At 63.3% G+C, this 14,044-nt stretch carries 14 protein-coding genes; 9 read left to right on the forward strand and 5 right to left on the reverse strand.

Going from position 1 to position 14,044, the window contains the following annotated elements:
- Positions 1-9: 9 nt before the first annotated feature.
- Positions 10-1,191: a porin gene (locus RT551_RS11490; RefSeq protein ID WP_313458695.1), complete on the reverse strand. Its 1,182-nt coding sequence runs from the start codon at positions 1,189-1,191 to the stop codon at positions 10-12.
- A gap of 173 nt (positions 1,192-1,364) precedes the next feature.
- On the opposite strand from RT551_RS11490, the gene RT551_RS11495 reads away from it, so the two are divergent.
- The 4 genes from RT551_RS11495 to RT551_RS11510 all read left to right on the forward strand — a co-directional run bounded on the left by RT551_RS11495 (position 1,365) and on the right by RT551_RS11510 (position 5,328).
- Positions 1,365-2,054 (forward strand): response regulator transcription factor, encoded by a 690-nt coding sequence (locus RT551_RS11495; RefSeq protein ID WP_313458697.1) that lies wholly within the window; start codon positions 1,365-1,367, stop codon positions 2,052-2,054.
- Complete coding sequence (locus RT551_RS11500) at positions 2,041-3,423, forward strand: sensor histidine kinase N-terminal domain-containing protein (RefSeq protein WP_313458699.1); 1,383 nt, start codon at positions 2,041-2,043, stop codon at positions 3,421-3,423. Before RT551_RS11495 ends, RT551_RS11500 begins: the two co-directional genes overlap by 14 nt.
- A complete protein-coding gene (locus tag RT551_RS11505) occupies positions 3,420-4,478 on the forward strand; it encodes an ABC transporter substrate-binding protein (RefSeq protein WP_313458702.1) in 1,059 nt (352 codons plus the stop codon). The genes RT551_RS11500 and RT551_RS11505 overlap by 4 nt, the downstream gene beginning before the upstream one ends.
- Positions 4,479-4,674: 196 nt before the next feature.
- Positions 4,675-5,328 (forward strand): response regulator transcription factor, encoded by a 654-nt coding sequence (locus RT551_RS11510; protein WP_313458705.1) that lies wholly within the window; start codon positions 4,675-4,677, stop codon positions 5,326-5,328.
- 97 nt (positions 5,329-5,425) lie between these two features.
- Here RT551_RS11510 and RT551_RS11515 read toward each other — a convergent pair whose 3' ends face one another.
- Positions 5,426-5,881, reverse strand: coding sequence for a hypothetical protein (locus RT551_RS11515; protein WP_313458708.1), 456 nt, complete (start codon positions 5,879-5,881; stop codon positions 5,426-5,428).
- 63 nt (positions 5,882-5,944) lie between these two features.
- Positions 5,945-6,460, reverse strand: a complete 516-nt coding sequence (locus RT551_RS11520; RefSeq protein ID WP_313458711.1) for a hypothetical protein — start codon at positions 6,458-6,460, stop codon at positions 5,945-5,947.
- 639 nt (positions 6,461-7,099) lie between these two features.
- On the opposite strand from RT551_RS11520, the gene RT551_RS11525 reads away from it, so the two are divergent.
- Both RT551_RS11525 and RT551_RS11530 read left to right on the forward strand, forming a co-directional pair.
- Positions 7,100-7,414: a SymE family type I addiction module toxin gene (locus RT551_RS11525; protein WP_313458714.1), complete on the forward strand. Its 315-nt coding sequence runs from the start codon at positions 7,100-7,102 to the stop codon at positions 7,412-7,414.
- 504 nt (positions 7,415-7,918) lie between these two features.
- The gene (locus RT551_RS11530) at positions 7,919-8,407 is read left to right on the forward strand and encodes a hypothetical protein (protein WP_313458716.1); all 489 of its coding nucleotides are present in this window, start codon (positions 7,919-7,921) and stop codon (positions 8,405-8,407) included.
- Between the two features lie 22 nt (positions 8,408-8,429).
- Here RT551_RS11530 and RT551_RS11535 read toward each other — a convergent pair whose 3' ends face one another.
- Positions 8,430-8,879 (reverse strand): HIT family protein, encoded by a 450-nt coding sequence (locus RT551_RS11535; protein WP_313458719.1) that lies wholly within the window; start codon positions 8,877-8,879, stop codon positions 8,430-8,432.
- A gap of 221 nt (positions 8,880-9,100) precedes the next feature.
- Here RT551_RS11535 and RT551_RS11540 point away from each other — a divergent pair, with 221 nt between their 5' ends.
- A complete protein-coding gene (locus RT551_RS11540) occupies positions 9,101-9,565 on the forward strand; it encodes a hypothetical protein (RefSeq protein ID WP_313458722.1) in 465 nt (154 codons plus the stop codon).
- Between the two features lie 94 nt (positions 9,566-9,659).
- Here the strand turns inward: RT551_RS11540 and RT551_RS11545 are convergent, their stop codons facing one another.
- Entirely contained in the window at positions 9,660-12,314 is a 2,655-nt protein-coding gene (locus RT551_RS11545) for a PAS-domain containing protein (RefSeq protein WP_313458724.1), read from the reverse strand.
- Positions 12,315-12,439: 125 nt separating this feature from the next.
- Between RT551_RS11545 and RT551_RS11550 the strand changes: the two genes are divergently transcribed.
- Together RT551_RS11550 and RT551_RS11555 are read left to right on the forward strand one after the other, a co-directional pair.
- Positions 12,440-13,066 carry a hypothetical protein gene (locus tag RT551_RS11550; protein WP_313458726.1) on the forward strand — a complete coding sequence of 209 codons (627 nt, stop codon included), beginning with the start codon at positions 12,440-12,442 and terminating at the stop codon, positions 13,064-13,066.
- 278 nt (positions 13,067-13,344) lie between these two features.
- Positions 13,345-13,896 carry a hypothetical protein gene (locus RT551_RS11555; RefSeq protein WP_313458729.1) on the forward strand — a complete coding sequence of 184 codons (552 nt, stop codon included), beginning with the start codon at positions 13,345-13,347 and terminating at the stop codon, positions 13,894-13,896.
- The last annotated feature ends 148 nt before the right edge of the window (positions 13,897-14,044 follow it).

A 14,044-nucleotide genomic window follows, 5' to 3' on the forward strand; every position in this document is an offset into this window, starting at 1 on the left:
AACGAGGGGTTAGAAATCGAACTGCAGGCGGCCGGTGACCGCGCGGGTGTGGTCAACCGTGGTGCCCGCAAGCTGGTCGCGGTTACGGCTGTCAATCAGGTTCAACATGAAGCGCAGGTTCGGGCGCATGTACCAGTTGCCGCCCAGCGTCCAGGCTTCGGTGCGGCCGTCGCGCAGGTCCGGCTGGCCAATCAGGTGCTGGTCACCACGCATCTGGTCGTAGCGCAGCGCCAGCTCGAAGGCACCGGCCTTGTGCTGGATGTTCTTCACGCGGGCAAAGCGACCGGTCTTGCTGTCGTAAGCACGCGATTCGCCGGTGACGAACCAGCTGAGCATGCCGTAGCCGGCGAGCACCTTGCCGCGCTGCATGCCGTCGTCGAAGGTGGCCCCGCTGAACTCGCCCTGCCAGGAGATCGGGCCGCGCACCTGCGCGTACTCCATCGACCACTTGTTGACGTCGGTGTCGCGACCGGCCGAGAAATCGACCAGGGTCAGGCGGCTGTTGTCGCTCAGATGGCCCGCCGGGCGCGGGCGGATCTTCAGCCCGGGCACGCCGTTCGCACCCGGATTGTCGTAGCGCTCGTGCGCCAGTGACAGGCCCAGGTGCAGCACGTCGCCGGCGGTGGCCCCCGGGGCCCAGGTCACACGGCCGCCGGCCGCGCGGCCCTTCACCTGCCAGGCATCAATGCTCTCCAGGCTGTACGCGCTGGCCGCCCAGGTCATGTCGTTGCGTGCGGCCTGCCAGGACGCACCCAGCCGGTACAGCGGGGCCAGCGTGGTGCCGGCGTTGCCGCGTTCCAGGAAGCTGCCGTAGTTGGAACCGGTGCGGTCGTCCAGCGAGAAGTACTGCTTGAACTGACCCACGGTGAGCTTGCCGCCGCTGAAGTCGCGGCTGACGTAAACGTCCTTGGCTTCCACACGGTCGCCGGAGAAGTCCGCTTCCAGCTTGTAGTCGACCACGAAGAACCTGCCGGACATGTCCAGCCAGGCGCGACGGACCTCGGTGTCGTCCTTGTTCGGGGTGCCGCGGCTGTCGTTGTCGAAGTCGGCAAAGTCCAGGTGCAGGCGGCCGCCGAACGTGGCGGTCACCGGTCGGTCGTCATCGGCCGCTTCGGCAGCCCACAGCGGTGCCAGGGGAAACAGCAGGGTGCAGGCGGCCAGCCCGCGCCAGCGCAGGAAATCGAAAGACATGCACCCTCCCAGGTACGTTGTAGGTCGAAACATCCGCACCGTGGGGGAGGTGGGATGGCGCAGCCTAGTACCGGGAAGCTGTCATCCACCTGTCAGCCATTGTTGCGCCGCAGCGTAACCACGGAAGGCCCGCTACGCGCTAGCATCTGGGCACCTTTGAACGTTTGTGGCCGATGCGCATTCTGCTGGTGGAAGACAACCCGGACCTGGCCGACGCCATCGTCCGCCGCATGCGCCGCAGCGGCCACGCGGTGGACTGGCAGAACGACGGCTTGGCCGCTGCGAGCGTGCTGCGCTACCAGAGCTTCGACCTGGTGGTGCTGGACATCGGCCTGCCCAAGCTGGATGGCCTGCGCGTGCTGGCCGGCATGCGTGAGCGTGGCGATGCCACGCCGGTACTGATGCTGACCGCGCGCGATGGCATTGAAGACCGCGTGCAGGCGCTGGACGTGGGCGCGGATGACTATCTGGGCAAGCCGTTCGACTTCCGCGAGTTCGAGGCGCGCTGCCGCGTGCTGCTGCGGCGCGCACGCGGGCAGGCCAGTGAAGTGGTGCAGATTGGCGGCTTCCAGTTCGACAACGCCTCGCACCGCGTGTCGCTGGATGGCACGCCGATTGAACTTCCCAACCGCGAGTTCCGTTTGCTGGAAATTCTGATGGGTCGGTTGGGGCAGGTCGTCGGCAAAGATGAAATCGCCAATGGCCTGTTTGGTTTCGATGACGAAGCCGGCCCCAATGCCATTGAGCTCTATGTAGGCCGCTTGCGTCGCAAGCTGGCTGACGCACCGGTGCGAATCGTCACCGTGCGTGGCAGTGGATATATGCTGGAAGCGGCGGAAGAGGGCGGCGATGGCAGCCGTTGAGGCCGCGCCAGGTTCCCTGCGGCGCACGCTCACCCTGTATCTGGGGGCGTTGCTGGCGGTGTTCGCGGTGGCGTTGCTGTTTGCCGCGCGCGACTACGGCCAGCGTGCCGCCAATCGCTCCTACGACCACCTGCTGGTGTCGTCTGCGCTTTCCATCATCGACTCAGTCGCGCTGGTGGAGGCCCAGTGGCAGGTGGACCTGCCGTATGCCTCGCTTGATCTGCTGTCGATGGCTCCGGAAGACCGCGTGTTCTACCGCGTGTTCGACGCCCACAACCAGACCGTGACCGGCTACGAAGACCTGCCTGCGCCACCGCGTGAACCCACCGACCAGCCGCAGCTGTTCGACGCACCGTACAGCGGTGAAACCGTGCGCTTCGTAGTGGTGTCACGTCGTGTGTCCTCGCCGTCCACCCAGGTGGAGGTGCGCGTGCAGGTCGGCCAGACCAGGCGCGCACGCGAGGCCCTGGCGCAGGACATGGTCAACCGCTCGCTGATCGCCATCGGCGTGCTGTCGCTGCTGTCGTTGGCGCTGGTGGCGTTCGGTGTGCACCGCGCGTTCCGGCCGCTGGTGAAGGTGGAGCGCGAGCTGTCGCGGCGCGAGCCGTCCGACCTGAGCCCCTTGGATGCGCGCGTGCCTCGTGAGATGGACCAGATGGTGGCCGCGCTGAACCGCTTCATGGGCCGACTTTCCAGCAGCAATGAGACCCTGCGCGCGTTCATGGCCGAGGCCGCGCACCAGATGCGCACCCCACTGGCTGCGCTGCGTGCGCAGGCTCAGCTGGCGCTGGATGATGACGACCCGGAGGACATGCGCCGCAGCCTCGTCGCCATCGAGCGCAACGCGACCCATATGAGCCGCCTGCTGAACCAGCTGCTCAGCGACGCCAGCGTCATTCACCGCTCCAACCTGCAGCGCTTCGCGCCGGTGGATCTGGTGGAAACCGTGCACCAGGCCCTGCATGAAGCCCTGCCACAGGCTGGTCCGGCCCCACGCGTGCAGCTGGCGGTGGGCGTTACCTCCGCCAGCGTCAACGGCGATGCGCTGCTGCTGCGCGAGGCGATCAAGAACCTGATCGACAACGCGCTCAAGTACGGCGGTCCCGGCGACCTGCAGGTGGCGCTCACCGCCGACCGCAAGTGTTTCGTACTCACCATTGCCGACCACGGCCCGGGCATTGCGCCCGCCGATGCCGAGCGCGTGTTCGAGCGTTTCGCCCGTGGCGAAGGCGCGGCCGCCGGTGGGGCAGGGCTGGGGCTGGCCATCGTCAAACGCGTGGTGGACAGCCATGGCGGCCATATCGACCTGAGCAACCGGCCCGGCGGTGGGTTGGTGGCTACTTTGACACTGCCCGGACGGAATACATGAAGGCGCTGATTTCCCTGTTTCTGCTCTTCTTCGCGGGCACCGCGCTCGCCGCGCCCGGTGACGTGCAGCGCTTCCCGGCCAAAGGCCCGGTGCTGGCCCAGCTGCGCATCCATGGGTCCACCGACATCGAGGTGTTCGGCACCGTCATTGCCGATTACCAGCGCCTGTATCCCGGCACCGAGATCGTCTACGAAGACATCATCACCCAGGACATGTACGCGCGTTACTTGAACGAGCGTAACGGCCCGAATGGGCCGGACATGCTGATCAGCAGCGGCATGGACCTGCAGACCAAGCTGGTCAACGAAGGCTATGCGCTGGCGCATCGTTCCGCGCAGACCGAGGCGCTGCCGGACTGGGCGCAGTGGCGACATGAGGCCTTCGGCATCAGCTACGAGCCGGTGGCCATGGTCTACAACACCCGCACCCTGCCCAAGGCGCGGGTGCCCCACACCCGTCGTCAGCTGCTGGAGCTGCTGCGCGCCCCCGACGCCCCGTTGGCTGGCAAGGTCGGCACCTATGACGTGCAGCGCAGCAGCGTCGGTTACCTGCTGGCCACCCAGGACACCCAGCGCGGCAGCATGGCGGGCGCACTGCTGGGCGCAATGGGCGACAACCAGGTCGAGCTCGAAGAGCGCACCGGCGTGCTGCTGGACGCGGTAAGCAGCGGTCGCTTGTCACTGGTCTACAACGTACTCGGCTCCTACGCCCAGGCCCGCATCGACGCTGGCGAACCGCTCGGCATCATCGAACCCGAGGACTACACCCTCGTCGTGCTGCGCACCGCGATCATCCCGCGCAGCAGCCGTCACCCCGACGAAGCCCGCCGCTTCCTCGACTACGTGCTTTCGCCCCGCGGCCAGCAGGTGCTTTCCCGCGAAGCCCGCCTGATGCCGATCCTGCCCGCCCAGCGCCCCCAGCAACCCGGCGGCGCACCCGAGCGCAGCTACCGCCCCATCCAGCTCGGCCCCGGCCTGCTGGTCTATCTCGACGCCCTCAAACGCCGCCAGTTCCTCGACGCATGGCGCGGCAGCATGCTCCCGCCGAACCCGTGATCGTCCCGGGCAACTTCGGACACGCTGCCCACGCTGGCCGCTGTGCCCGCACTGCCCGCATCGCCTGATTCCCACGCTTTTCCTGCTTTGGTAGCGTCGGTCGCAAGACGACGGCCGATAACATCCATCGGCCCTGTAACGCATGACCCCGGAACGAAGCCCAACACCACCCCAACGCACCCCGTACAATCCCCCCATGGATGCCCTGACCCTGCTAGTCGCCGACGACCACCCGCTCCTCCGCGCCGCCGTCGTCCACTCCCTGCACCAATCGCTCCCCGGTGCCAGGGTCATCGAAGTCGCCAGCGCCTCCGCCCTCGAAACGGCCCTCGATCAGAACCCCGAAATCGAACTGGTCCTGCTCGACCTCACCATGCCCGGCGCACGCGGCTTCTCCTCCCTGCTGCACGTACGCGGCTCGCACCCCGACATCCCGGTCGTCATCGTCTCCTCCAACGACCACCCCCGTGTCATCCGCCGCGCCCAGCAGTTCGGTGCCGCCGGCTTCATCCCCAAATCCGCCCCGGCCGAAACCATCGGCCAGGCTGTGGAAGCCGTTCTCGACGGTGGCCTCTGGTTCCCCGCCATGGCCCCCGAGCGCAGCGAATCCGACGCCCTGCTCGCCGCCCGCCTCGCCCAGCTCACCCCGCAGCAGTTCCGCGTGCTGCTGTGCCTGGCCGACGGCCTGCTCAACAAGCAGATCGCCTACGAACTGGGATTGGCCGAAAACACCGTGAAGGTGCATGTGACTGCCATTCTCAAAAAGCTCGAATGCCACAGCCGCACCCAGGCTGCCGTGCTGGTGAAGGCGCTCGAGCCTGAGGGAGATGCGGGTGCTGATCTGACGTAAACGCGGGCGCGTCCCGGCTGCTCCAACGCATGACCCGGTAGCGTCGGTCGCAAGACGACGGCCGACAGCATCGATCAGTACTTTAACGACGTGTGCTCTAACGAAGACGCTCCACATCGGTCGGGCGTCCGTCAATAACTTCAATCGTAGATACGCAAACTTGAGCAGCCCATAGCGCCAGGTGCCCATTGTTCGCTGCGTCAACCTTACCTGTGATCACAATCCTCTGTCCCCGGAAATTGCTCGCGGGCGATGTTCCGGTCAGCCAAACTCCACTTTTCTTATCGTGCTCACATCCCGGTGATGGATATAGGCCGCTTTCCTCAAAGCCAGAACAGTAGAATCCGTTCAAGCGCACGTAAGTGTCGTGAAACTTTTCAGGTTGCGATGTCAGTAGTTCGATTGAGACATCTTCAGGGCGTGATGACGAAATCTTGCACGCCTCTTCGGTCAGGCTGGCCTCGTAATTCGATGACGGGGATCCTTCACAAGCACATAAGCCCGCCACGATTGCGGTTAGCACCAACGCTCGAATCTTTAGCTTCTCGACCATCATCGCTTCCTGGGGGGGGGCTCATCAACCTACTATTGACACGGTTGCACTTAGCTCAAAGCATTAGACACTCATCCATGCATCAAGCCACGGTGCACGCCATTCGCTGCGATACTTCCTGTCAATCTCGCACGAGAACCGCAGTTGCTTAGGGCTATTGGGCTTCCGGCGCAAGGTGCCGGTCAGCGTGTAACTCTCGAAGGCCAAGGGAAGGGGATCTGACATCAGGTGGAACGACCTGCCTGACGTAACAGAAGGTTCGCGGTCGTATCGCTTGAGTAGAGGGGTGACAGGTCTCGCTGATATGTCCTCTGGCGTCAGTGTGACATCCTCCAAGCTGTCCCCTGGAAGCGTGTTCGAGACATCAATGGACAAGCGGTATGGCGAGCCGCGCGTAGCAGGCTGCCCCGATGCGAAATCTCCTGTCAGCTGGGCCTGCAGCACGACGCCGCTAACCCGGCATTCGCCCGGCTTGTAGTCGTAATAGGTATAGCGATCAAACAGCATCACCCAAAGCGCGAAAACGCCAGTAGCAATGCCCAGCAGGATAAGAATGATCGATCCGGGTTCGGTGCGCATCACAGGGTTCGTTCGTGGGCGAGCGATTGGCTGAGGACCGCAACGGCTTACTGGCAAGCGGACAGTAGCGTACCTTTCAAGGTGCCCGCAATCAGGGCACGCGATCAGAGCACGAACGCCCCGGTAGCGTCGGTCGCAAGACGACGGCCGGTATCACCTGTCGGCTCTATAACGCAGCGCACCCGACCGAAGCCGTCACGACAAGCCGGACCGCCCGACCGCCCACTCACGTCCCTCACATCGAGCCAATCGCAACCCGGTCCATTCGCGACTCCGACCACCACACTTCACCACAACGCTGCAATAAGTGCACCACGTCACACATGGCGCATAGGCCTCGCGATTCCGCGCCAATTCCGACATCACATGTCGCTACCTGCACATTATTGACGCCATCAATCGAACCTCGCGTATCCTCCAAAACAGGCAGCAACCGCACGCATGGTTTCTGCCGCATGGTGTGCCCTCGGAGCTTGAAAACTCCCTAATCACAGTAAGTGCGTGGAAGTCCCAGGTCGGGTGGGTGGTGGAATACAACACCCTCGCGGGAATACGCCACGCCGTGCGTGATTAGACGGTTTTCAACCTCCCGACTCCCTCGCCATTCCGGCGAGGGAGAACTTCCTGGAGGGTTTACGCATGTGTGATTGCAAGTCTGATGATTCGACGCAGAAGCAGTATGGGTTCGCCTGGGCTCCGCCAGAGACGATCAGGATCTCAAAGGTCAAGCTATCCTCTGGCCAGCTCCTTCCCGATAACGAGTCCATACCGTCGCTGCTGCTGCGTGGCATGTGGCTGGTTCAGTGGGGCTATCGCGCGGGATGCCGGGTGCGAGTGAGGGTCAACCACCGGCGCATTGTGTTGACGCTGATTGATCCGTCGGAACAGCGGGCGCGCGGCCCGGGCATGGTTCGCCGCTGGGCGCAAGCCGCGATGCGCTGGGTCTGGGCCTGAGGTAGGCGCTGAGCATGAAAGACATTGACGCGAACCGACCACGCAACTGCTTAACCAGGTAGTGACGGGTCATGCCCGTCATAAGCGCCGACCAGCATCATCCGGGCGCGCGCCAGCGCGTCCGGTTCCAGATCAGGTTATCCATCGGGCGCGCTGAGAGACTACATCCACCGAGCGCACCTTTGGCTAACTGCGACAGAAATTGCCCGAATGGACCTTATCCAGCGAAGCACGTCGTCAACGCTTGAAGCATTGCAGCAGACGTCGCTGCCGTTGCACTGAGCCCTGCACGGGAAGCGGAGGCAAGCCAACGTGGCATCTCCCGGATGCAGTAAACGTAGGATCGCGAGGCCATTCGACCATCACTCAGCAAAGGATCCGCTATGAAAGAGAAGAGTCAGCGCCCAACCACACCGCCCGACGTCGAAAGGCACAGTCACACCCCGCCGCCAGCGCGCAATCCGCCCCCGCCTCCACCGCCCCCGCCGCCCAAGAGGTGACGCCATGACCGAAGATGCCGACTACCCGCGTTCTCTGTACGAAGTCCGGATGGACATCTGCTTCAAGGCAAAGGTCCACGCCCTTCACGAGCGCTTGTATGCGCGGCTGGACAAGGGGGTCAAGGCAATCGAGCTGATTGCCAGCAGTGGCGCGTTCTACGCGGTCACTGCTGGCTACACCGGTACCACCAAGGTGTGTGCCTTGATCGTCACCACCTTCGTACTGTTGAGCCTGGTGTACGACTTCGGTGGGCGCGCACGTGAGATGCGCGACATGATGCGCAATTACATGCAGTTGCTGTCCGAGGTGGATCGCGAGGACGTCACAGTGGCCTCGCTTGACCGACATTTGGCCTTGATTGGAAGGGATGGGCCCGCGCTGATCAATGGCTTGGCCAAGCCTGCTTACAACCAGAACCTCGCCACCCATGGGCGCTATGGTTATGCGCTTCCACTGAGTCGATGGGAGCGGCTCCTGCAGGGCATCGCGTAGAACCGGCGTGAAGGACGCCGCTTTACAGATGCGAGTCTGTGCGTAGTGACGGGCCATGCCCGTCACCGTCGCCAAACAAGATTGTCCCGACACGCGTGAGTGCGCCCGAATCATCGTTACCGTTCTGATCCGACACCCATCTGAATCCATCGCCGACATGGCGTGGAAAGACGTGAAGATGGAAGTGGCCAAGATCATTGAACGCGCCGTTGTTCTGCAGCAGTGATACGCCATCGCAGTCCAGCCTGTCCTTGAGCAGTTGCGCCATGTCTTTTGCTGTTGTGGCGATCTCAGCGATCAGGTCATCTGGCAGATCGGTGAGGTCAGCCAGATGCGCGCGTGGGCAGATCAGGATGTGGCCCGGGTTGATGGGCGCGCGGTCGAGGAAGCAGATGATGGGGTCGTTCTGGTGGATGATGTGGGCTGGGGATTGGCCTGAGGCTATGGCGCAGGCTATGCATGTACTGGTCATTGAATCGGGCCCTTGAGTTGGCTGGCTACGTTCGCAGCCGGGCAAGCCCGGCTCTACGGGACTTCGCGTTTGCCATGATGGGAAGGCCCGGCGGGCTGTATGATCGAATGGCGATGCCCCAGATGGTGTCGCGACATTGACGCCGGGGCCAGAGGCAGTTGCGACGATCTGTGTGTCCTCGGCCATTGCGGCCCGGAACTCAATGGCGGCGGAAACCAAGGATGATGCGTTTTCTTTCAAACCTGCTCTGGCGAAACAGAAGGCTCAACGAACTCGAGGTGCTGATCCTCGATACGGTGAGGTCGCGTCTGGATCCGGAACTGTACGGGCTGTGGGACGAGCAGACCTCGTCGATCAACCGGGTGAATCGACTGCCGGAGGGCGTGGAGTCAGATTTCTACTGCATCAGGAACGGGAATCCATACCGCGATCCGAAGATCGCCTTCCCAGACTGTGCCGAAGAGCATCTTCTGGCGACAGTGAGGTTGACGTTGTGCTCAAAGGTGCTGACGGCAGAGGTTTGGCTTGTCCACGGGCAGGTGTTCTGCATTGAGTACTCTGGCGGAGCGGGGTACTTCGAGGAGGCGATGGGCGGTGAGCTGTGGTCGGGCCATGAGATTCGATGCGAGGTTCATGAGGGACGCTTCCGATCAAGAGCAGCCGGGCAGAGCCCGGCTCTACGGTAGTGAGATTGCAGGGTGTACATGCGGACGCGCATGGCGCGTCCCTACAGGTGCATCCCGTGTAGTGACGGGCCATGCCCGTCACGCCGCACCCGCATCACCCACCCGGTCCGCGATGCCGCACCAGCAACTGCGTCATCAGGGCGCGCAGCGCAGGCGGCCTGACCGGCTTCGGCAGGAACCCCCAACCCTGTTCCGCCGCATGCGCCTTCAACGCATCATCGCGCTCAGCGGTCACCAGAATCACCGGCGGTCGCGCCTGCCACAACAGGCACAGCTCCTCATACAGATCCGGCCCGCGCCATTCGCCCATGCGCACGTCGAGCAGCAGCAACTGCGGTACGTTGAAGGCCGAGGCAATCTCCAGCGCCGCCTGCGGCCCATCGGCCAGCTCAACATTGCAGCCCCAGCGCTCCAGCAGCGCACGCGTCGCCGCGCACACGCGCGGGTCGTCGTCGATGCTCCACACCCGGCACTGGCGCAGCGGGCTTTCATCGCCCGGGTCGGCCGGCGCAACTACCGGCACCGGCGCAACCACCGCCTCGGCCTTGCCCAGTGCCACGGTCACGCAGAACACGCTGCCCTTGCCCAGCGTGGAGCGCAGGCTGATGCGGTGACCCAGCAGCCGCCCGATGCGCTCGACAATGGCAAGCCCCAGGCCCGCGCCACGTTCCTGCTCCACGCCATCGTTGAGCCGGCGGAACTCCTCGAAAATCTCGCCCTGCAAGCTCTCCGGAATGCCCGGGCCCTGGTCGTGGACCTCAATCCGCAGCTGGTCGCCATCACGGCGGCAGCCAATCAGCACGCGGCCGCGCGGGGTGTAACGGAGGGCATTGGAGAGGAAGTTCTGAAGAATGCGGCGCAGCAGGGCTTCATCACTGACCACCACCGCCTTGGTGTCCACCCAGTCCAGCTGCAGACCACGGCTTTGCGCGGCAATGCCAAATTCGCGGGCCAGTGTCTCGAGCAGCGGCGACAGTGCAAACGCACGCACATTCGTCTGCAGCGTGCCCGACTCCAATCGCGAGATATCCAGCAGGCTGTTGAGAATGGCGTCCTGCGCCGCAAGTGCAGCGTCCACATGCTCGCTCAGCTCACGCGCATCACCTTGCAGCTTGCCGCGCAGCACCGACACGAACATACGCGCCGCATTCAACGGTTGCAGCAGGTCGTGCACGGCAGAGGCCACAAAGCGGGTCTTGTAGCGGTTGGCCCGCTCGGCTTCGCGGCGGGCCTCGTCCAGATCGCGCGTACGCTCGGCCACGCGATGCTCCAGCGCATCGGCCAGCGAGCGCAGCTCGCGCGCAGTGTTCTTGTACGCGGTGATGTCGGCGTAGCTGGTGACGAAGCCGCCATCCGGCAGCGGGTTGCCGCGAATCTCCAGCACGGTGCCATCGTCCTTCTCGCTCTCGCGCATATGCGGGCGACCGCTGCGCAGGTGGTTGAGCCGGCGTTCGATGGCTTCATCAATCGGCCCCGGGCCGAGCAGGCCGCGACGCGCGTTGAAGCGGAAGATCTCCTCAATCGGGCGACCGACCTTCACCAGGTCCGAAGGGAAGCGGAACAGCTCAAGGTAGCGCGCATTCCACGCCACCAGCTTCTGTTCGTTGTCGATCACCACGACGCCCTGCGGCAGGTGCGCCAGGCTGCGGCTCAGGCCACTGTCGGCCTGCTGGGCGGCCTGCAGAATGCCGTCCTGCGCCATGCGTAGTTCTTCGGCATGCTGCTGCAGCACGCTTTCCAGTTCGCGACGGCTGCGCTGGCGGTGCGCGGCCAGACGACGGCGCTGCTGGATGAACAACGACAGGAAACACAGCGCCAGCCAGATGCCGCCGGCCGCCAACGCGGTGCTGCGGCCCACCGCGCCGCTGGCGCTGGCGTCGTGCAGCAGGTGCAGCTTCCAGTTCGGACTTTCCAAGGTGTAGGTCTGCCACAGCATCGGGCGGGGCAGGGCGGGTTGTTCCACCCGGACCATGCGTCCGCCATCGGCCAGTACGTCCAGCGTGCGGCTGCGTAAAGGCTGCAGCGAGCGGTCGGCGTACTGGCGGGTGGCCAGCATCTCGGCGCGCTCGGCCGGTGCCAGCGGACGCAGCAGGCGGTAACGCCACTCGTCACCGTTGGCCAGGAACACCACATCATGCGCATCGCTGGCCATCACGATGTCCGTGCTCTGCAGCCATTCCTGCTCCAGCGCCCGCAGCTCGATCTTGATTGCGATCACGCCGATGGGCTTGCCGTCGGCGTCGTAGATCGCCTGCGACAGGAAATAGCCCGGCACGGCCGTGGTCATGCCGATGCCATAGAAGCGGCCGGTGCCCTTGGCCATCGCCTGCTGGTAGTACGGGCGGTAGCTGTAGTCCTCGCCAACGTTGCTGGCCGGCTGATCCCAGTTGCTGGCCGCGACGGCCACGCCGCGGTGATCAATCAGGGTCAGGGTGGAGGTGCGGGTGACGCTGTTGGCGCGCTGCAGTTTCAGGTTGAGGCGTTGGCGCTCGGCGTCGGTCAGCGGTCGGCTCAGCGATTCCTGCAGGTCCGGGTCCAGCGCCATCACCTGCGGCAGGGTGCCGAAGCGGTCGATGCGCTGCTGCAGGGTCTGCGCGTACAGGTCCAGCTGGCGACGCACTTGGGTGCTTTCGGCGGCCAGGGCGCGCTGCTGGGCATAGCGGCCGGCCACCAACGCGGAAATCAGGGTGCCGCCGATCATGACCAGCAGGGTCAGCAGCAGGGCGCGTTTGCGGGAGGTGCTGTACATGGGGCAGGGCGGCCGGGGCCGAATTCACAAGGGATTTACCGGGGCCAATGATAGTGCACACATGGGGCCGACCGCCGCGCGGCGGCCCCTATGAAACGGGGGCGTTTCAGTAGCGGGAGAATGGTATGAGAACTGCGATGATCGCGGCGCTGTCGTGTGCGCTGCTGGGTGGGCCATTGGTTACCTTGCCGGCGTTTGCATTGCAGTGTGATAGGGGGCAGGCAACACTGAAGGTGACTGATAGTGAATTTAAAGGAATCGCTGAGTTTCGCCCTAAGCTTGGTCGAGGTTATCGATCAACTGAGTACAGTGTCAGCGTGGAGGGGCGGTCGGAGATTGACCTTGCAGAAATAAAAGAGCCAGCAGAAGTAGACGGCATGAGCCTCCATCTGGTCATCGGGTCGCTGGCTCCGAAAGAGTTGAAGTACGTCGAAAAGACAAAGGAGTGCCTGCGATTCGGCGCATGGATCGCTGATAAGACGCAGGATCTAAGCCTGATAACGGTGTGGGGAGATGGTGTCACCACTTCTCCGACGATCTGCATTGATGGCTCGGGAAGCGCTCGCCTTAAACTAATGGCTGACGTCAATGAAAAGTTCGTCGAGAACTATGCACATCTCGGGTCTGGGGACTTTCGCGTCTATGTGAAGGGTAAACGACGTAGTGATGGGAGCGCGTTCACCATTTTTGACACGAACAACGCCTGTGAAGGAGCCTTGCCGGATTCTCCACCTGTGCCTCCCCGTCCGTGACACCGGCGGAGAGCCACTGCATTCCGGCTCGACAACTACGGACGCCGTCCGCCACCCCGGTTAGGCGCCAGTTGGCACCGACGGTCAGGTCGTTCTGGCATCCGCTTGGCGCTATCAGTGGCCAGAGCGCGTTTGCGGGAGGTGCTTCAGGCGTGGCAAGGGCGGACGGTGCCGGCTTCACAGGAGATTTACCAGGACCAATGATAGTTCACCCATGGGGCCTGCCGCCGCGCGGCCGCCCCTATGAAACGGGGGCGTTTCAGTAGCGGGAGAATCGTATGAGAACTGCGATGATCGCGGCGCTGTCGTGTGCGCTGCTGTGTGGTGTCGTGCCGGCCTTCCCCACGCAGGCACTTCAGTGCGAAGACGGGCAAGCAAACGTAAGCCTTTATCGCGACCATGTGTCCTATGACGGCCATACAGAGACGTACCACGTGCGGGGATTGGGTAGATCCTCGATTGATTTTTCCGATGTGCCTGAAGCAGTGGATAAAGACGAGATCATTCTCTATCTGGAGACGGGCCCGTTCGTAGTTCGTCTCCCGTATGTCGAGAAAGAAATCTCCGATCCTTCTCTTTTATTTGGTAGTTGGTACGATCCCCAGCATCTGGCAATAACAGTTCCTTCGTACATTCATAGAATCTATCCCGCCGTAAACTTCGTTGACGGCCGCCGTCTGGTTTGGGACTTCCATTTTGACCTGGTTTCCACGATCCCGTTCACGAAGGGCAAGCCGACGCTATCGAGTATTCGCGTGTACGCGCAAGGAATAGGGAATGATGGGAAATTGCTGAAGCTTTTTGATACACGTAATCCTTGCAAAGAATAGCTGCCACACCAAGCGAAGGCAGGGTGGCCGTACGTACCCTGTCTTCAATCTTTAACGTCAGTTCGGATCTGAGTGTGCTGGTTGATCTGATCATGCACTTGGTTGCTATCGGCATCCAGGACTGAACTCACAAGGTATTTACCGGGGC

The organism is Stenotrophomonas sp. (genome assembly GCF_032103445.1).
Lineage (GTDB): Bacteria > Pseudomonadota > Gammaproteobacteria > Xanthomonadales > Xanthomonadaceae > Stenotrophomonas.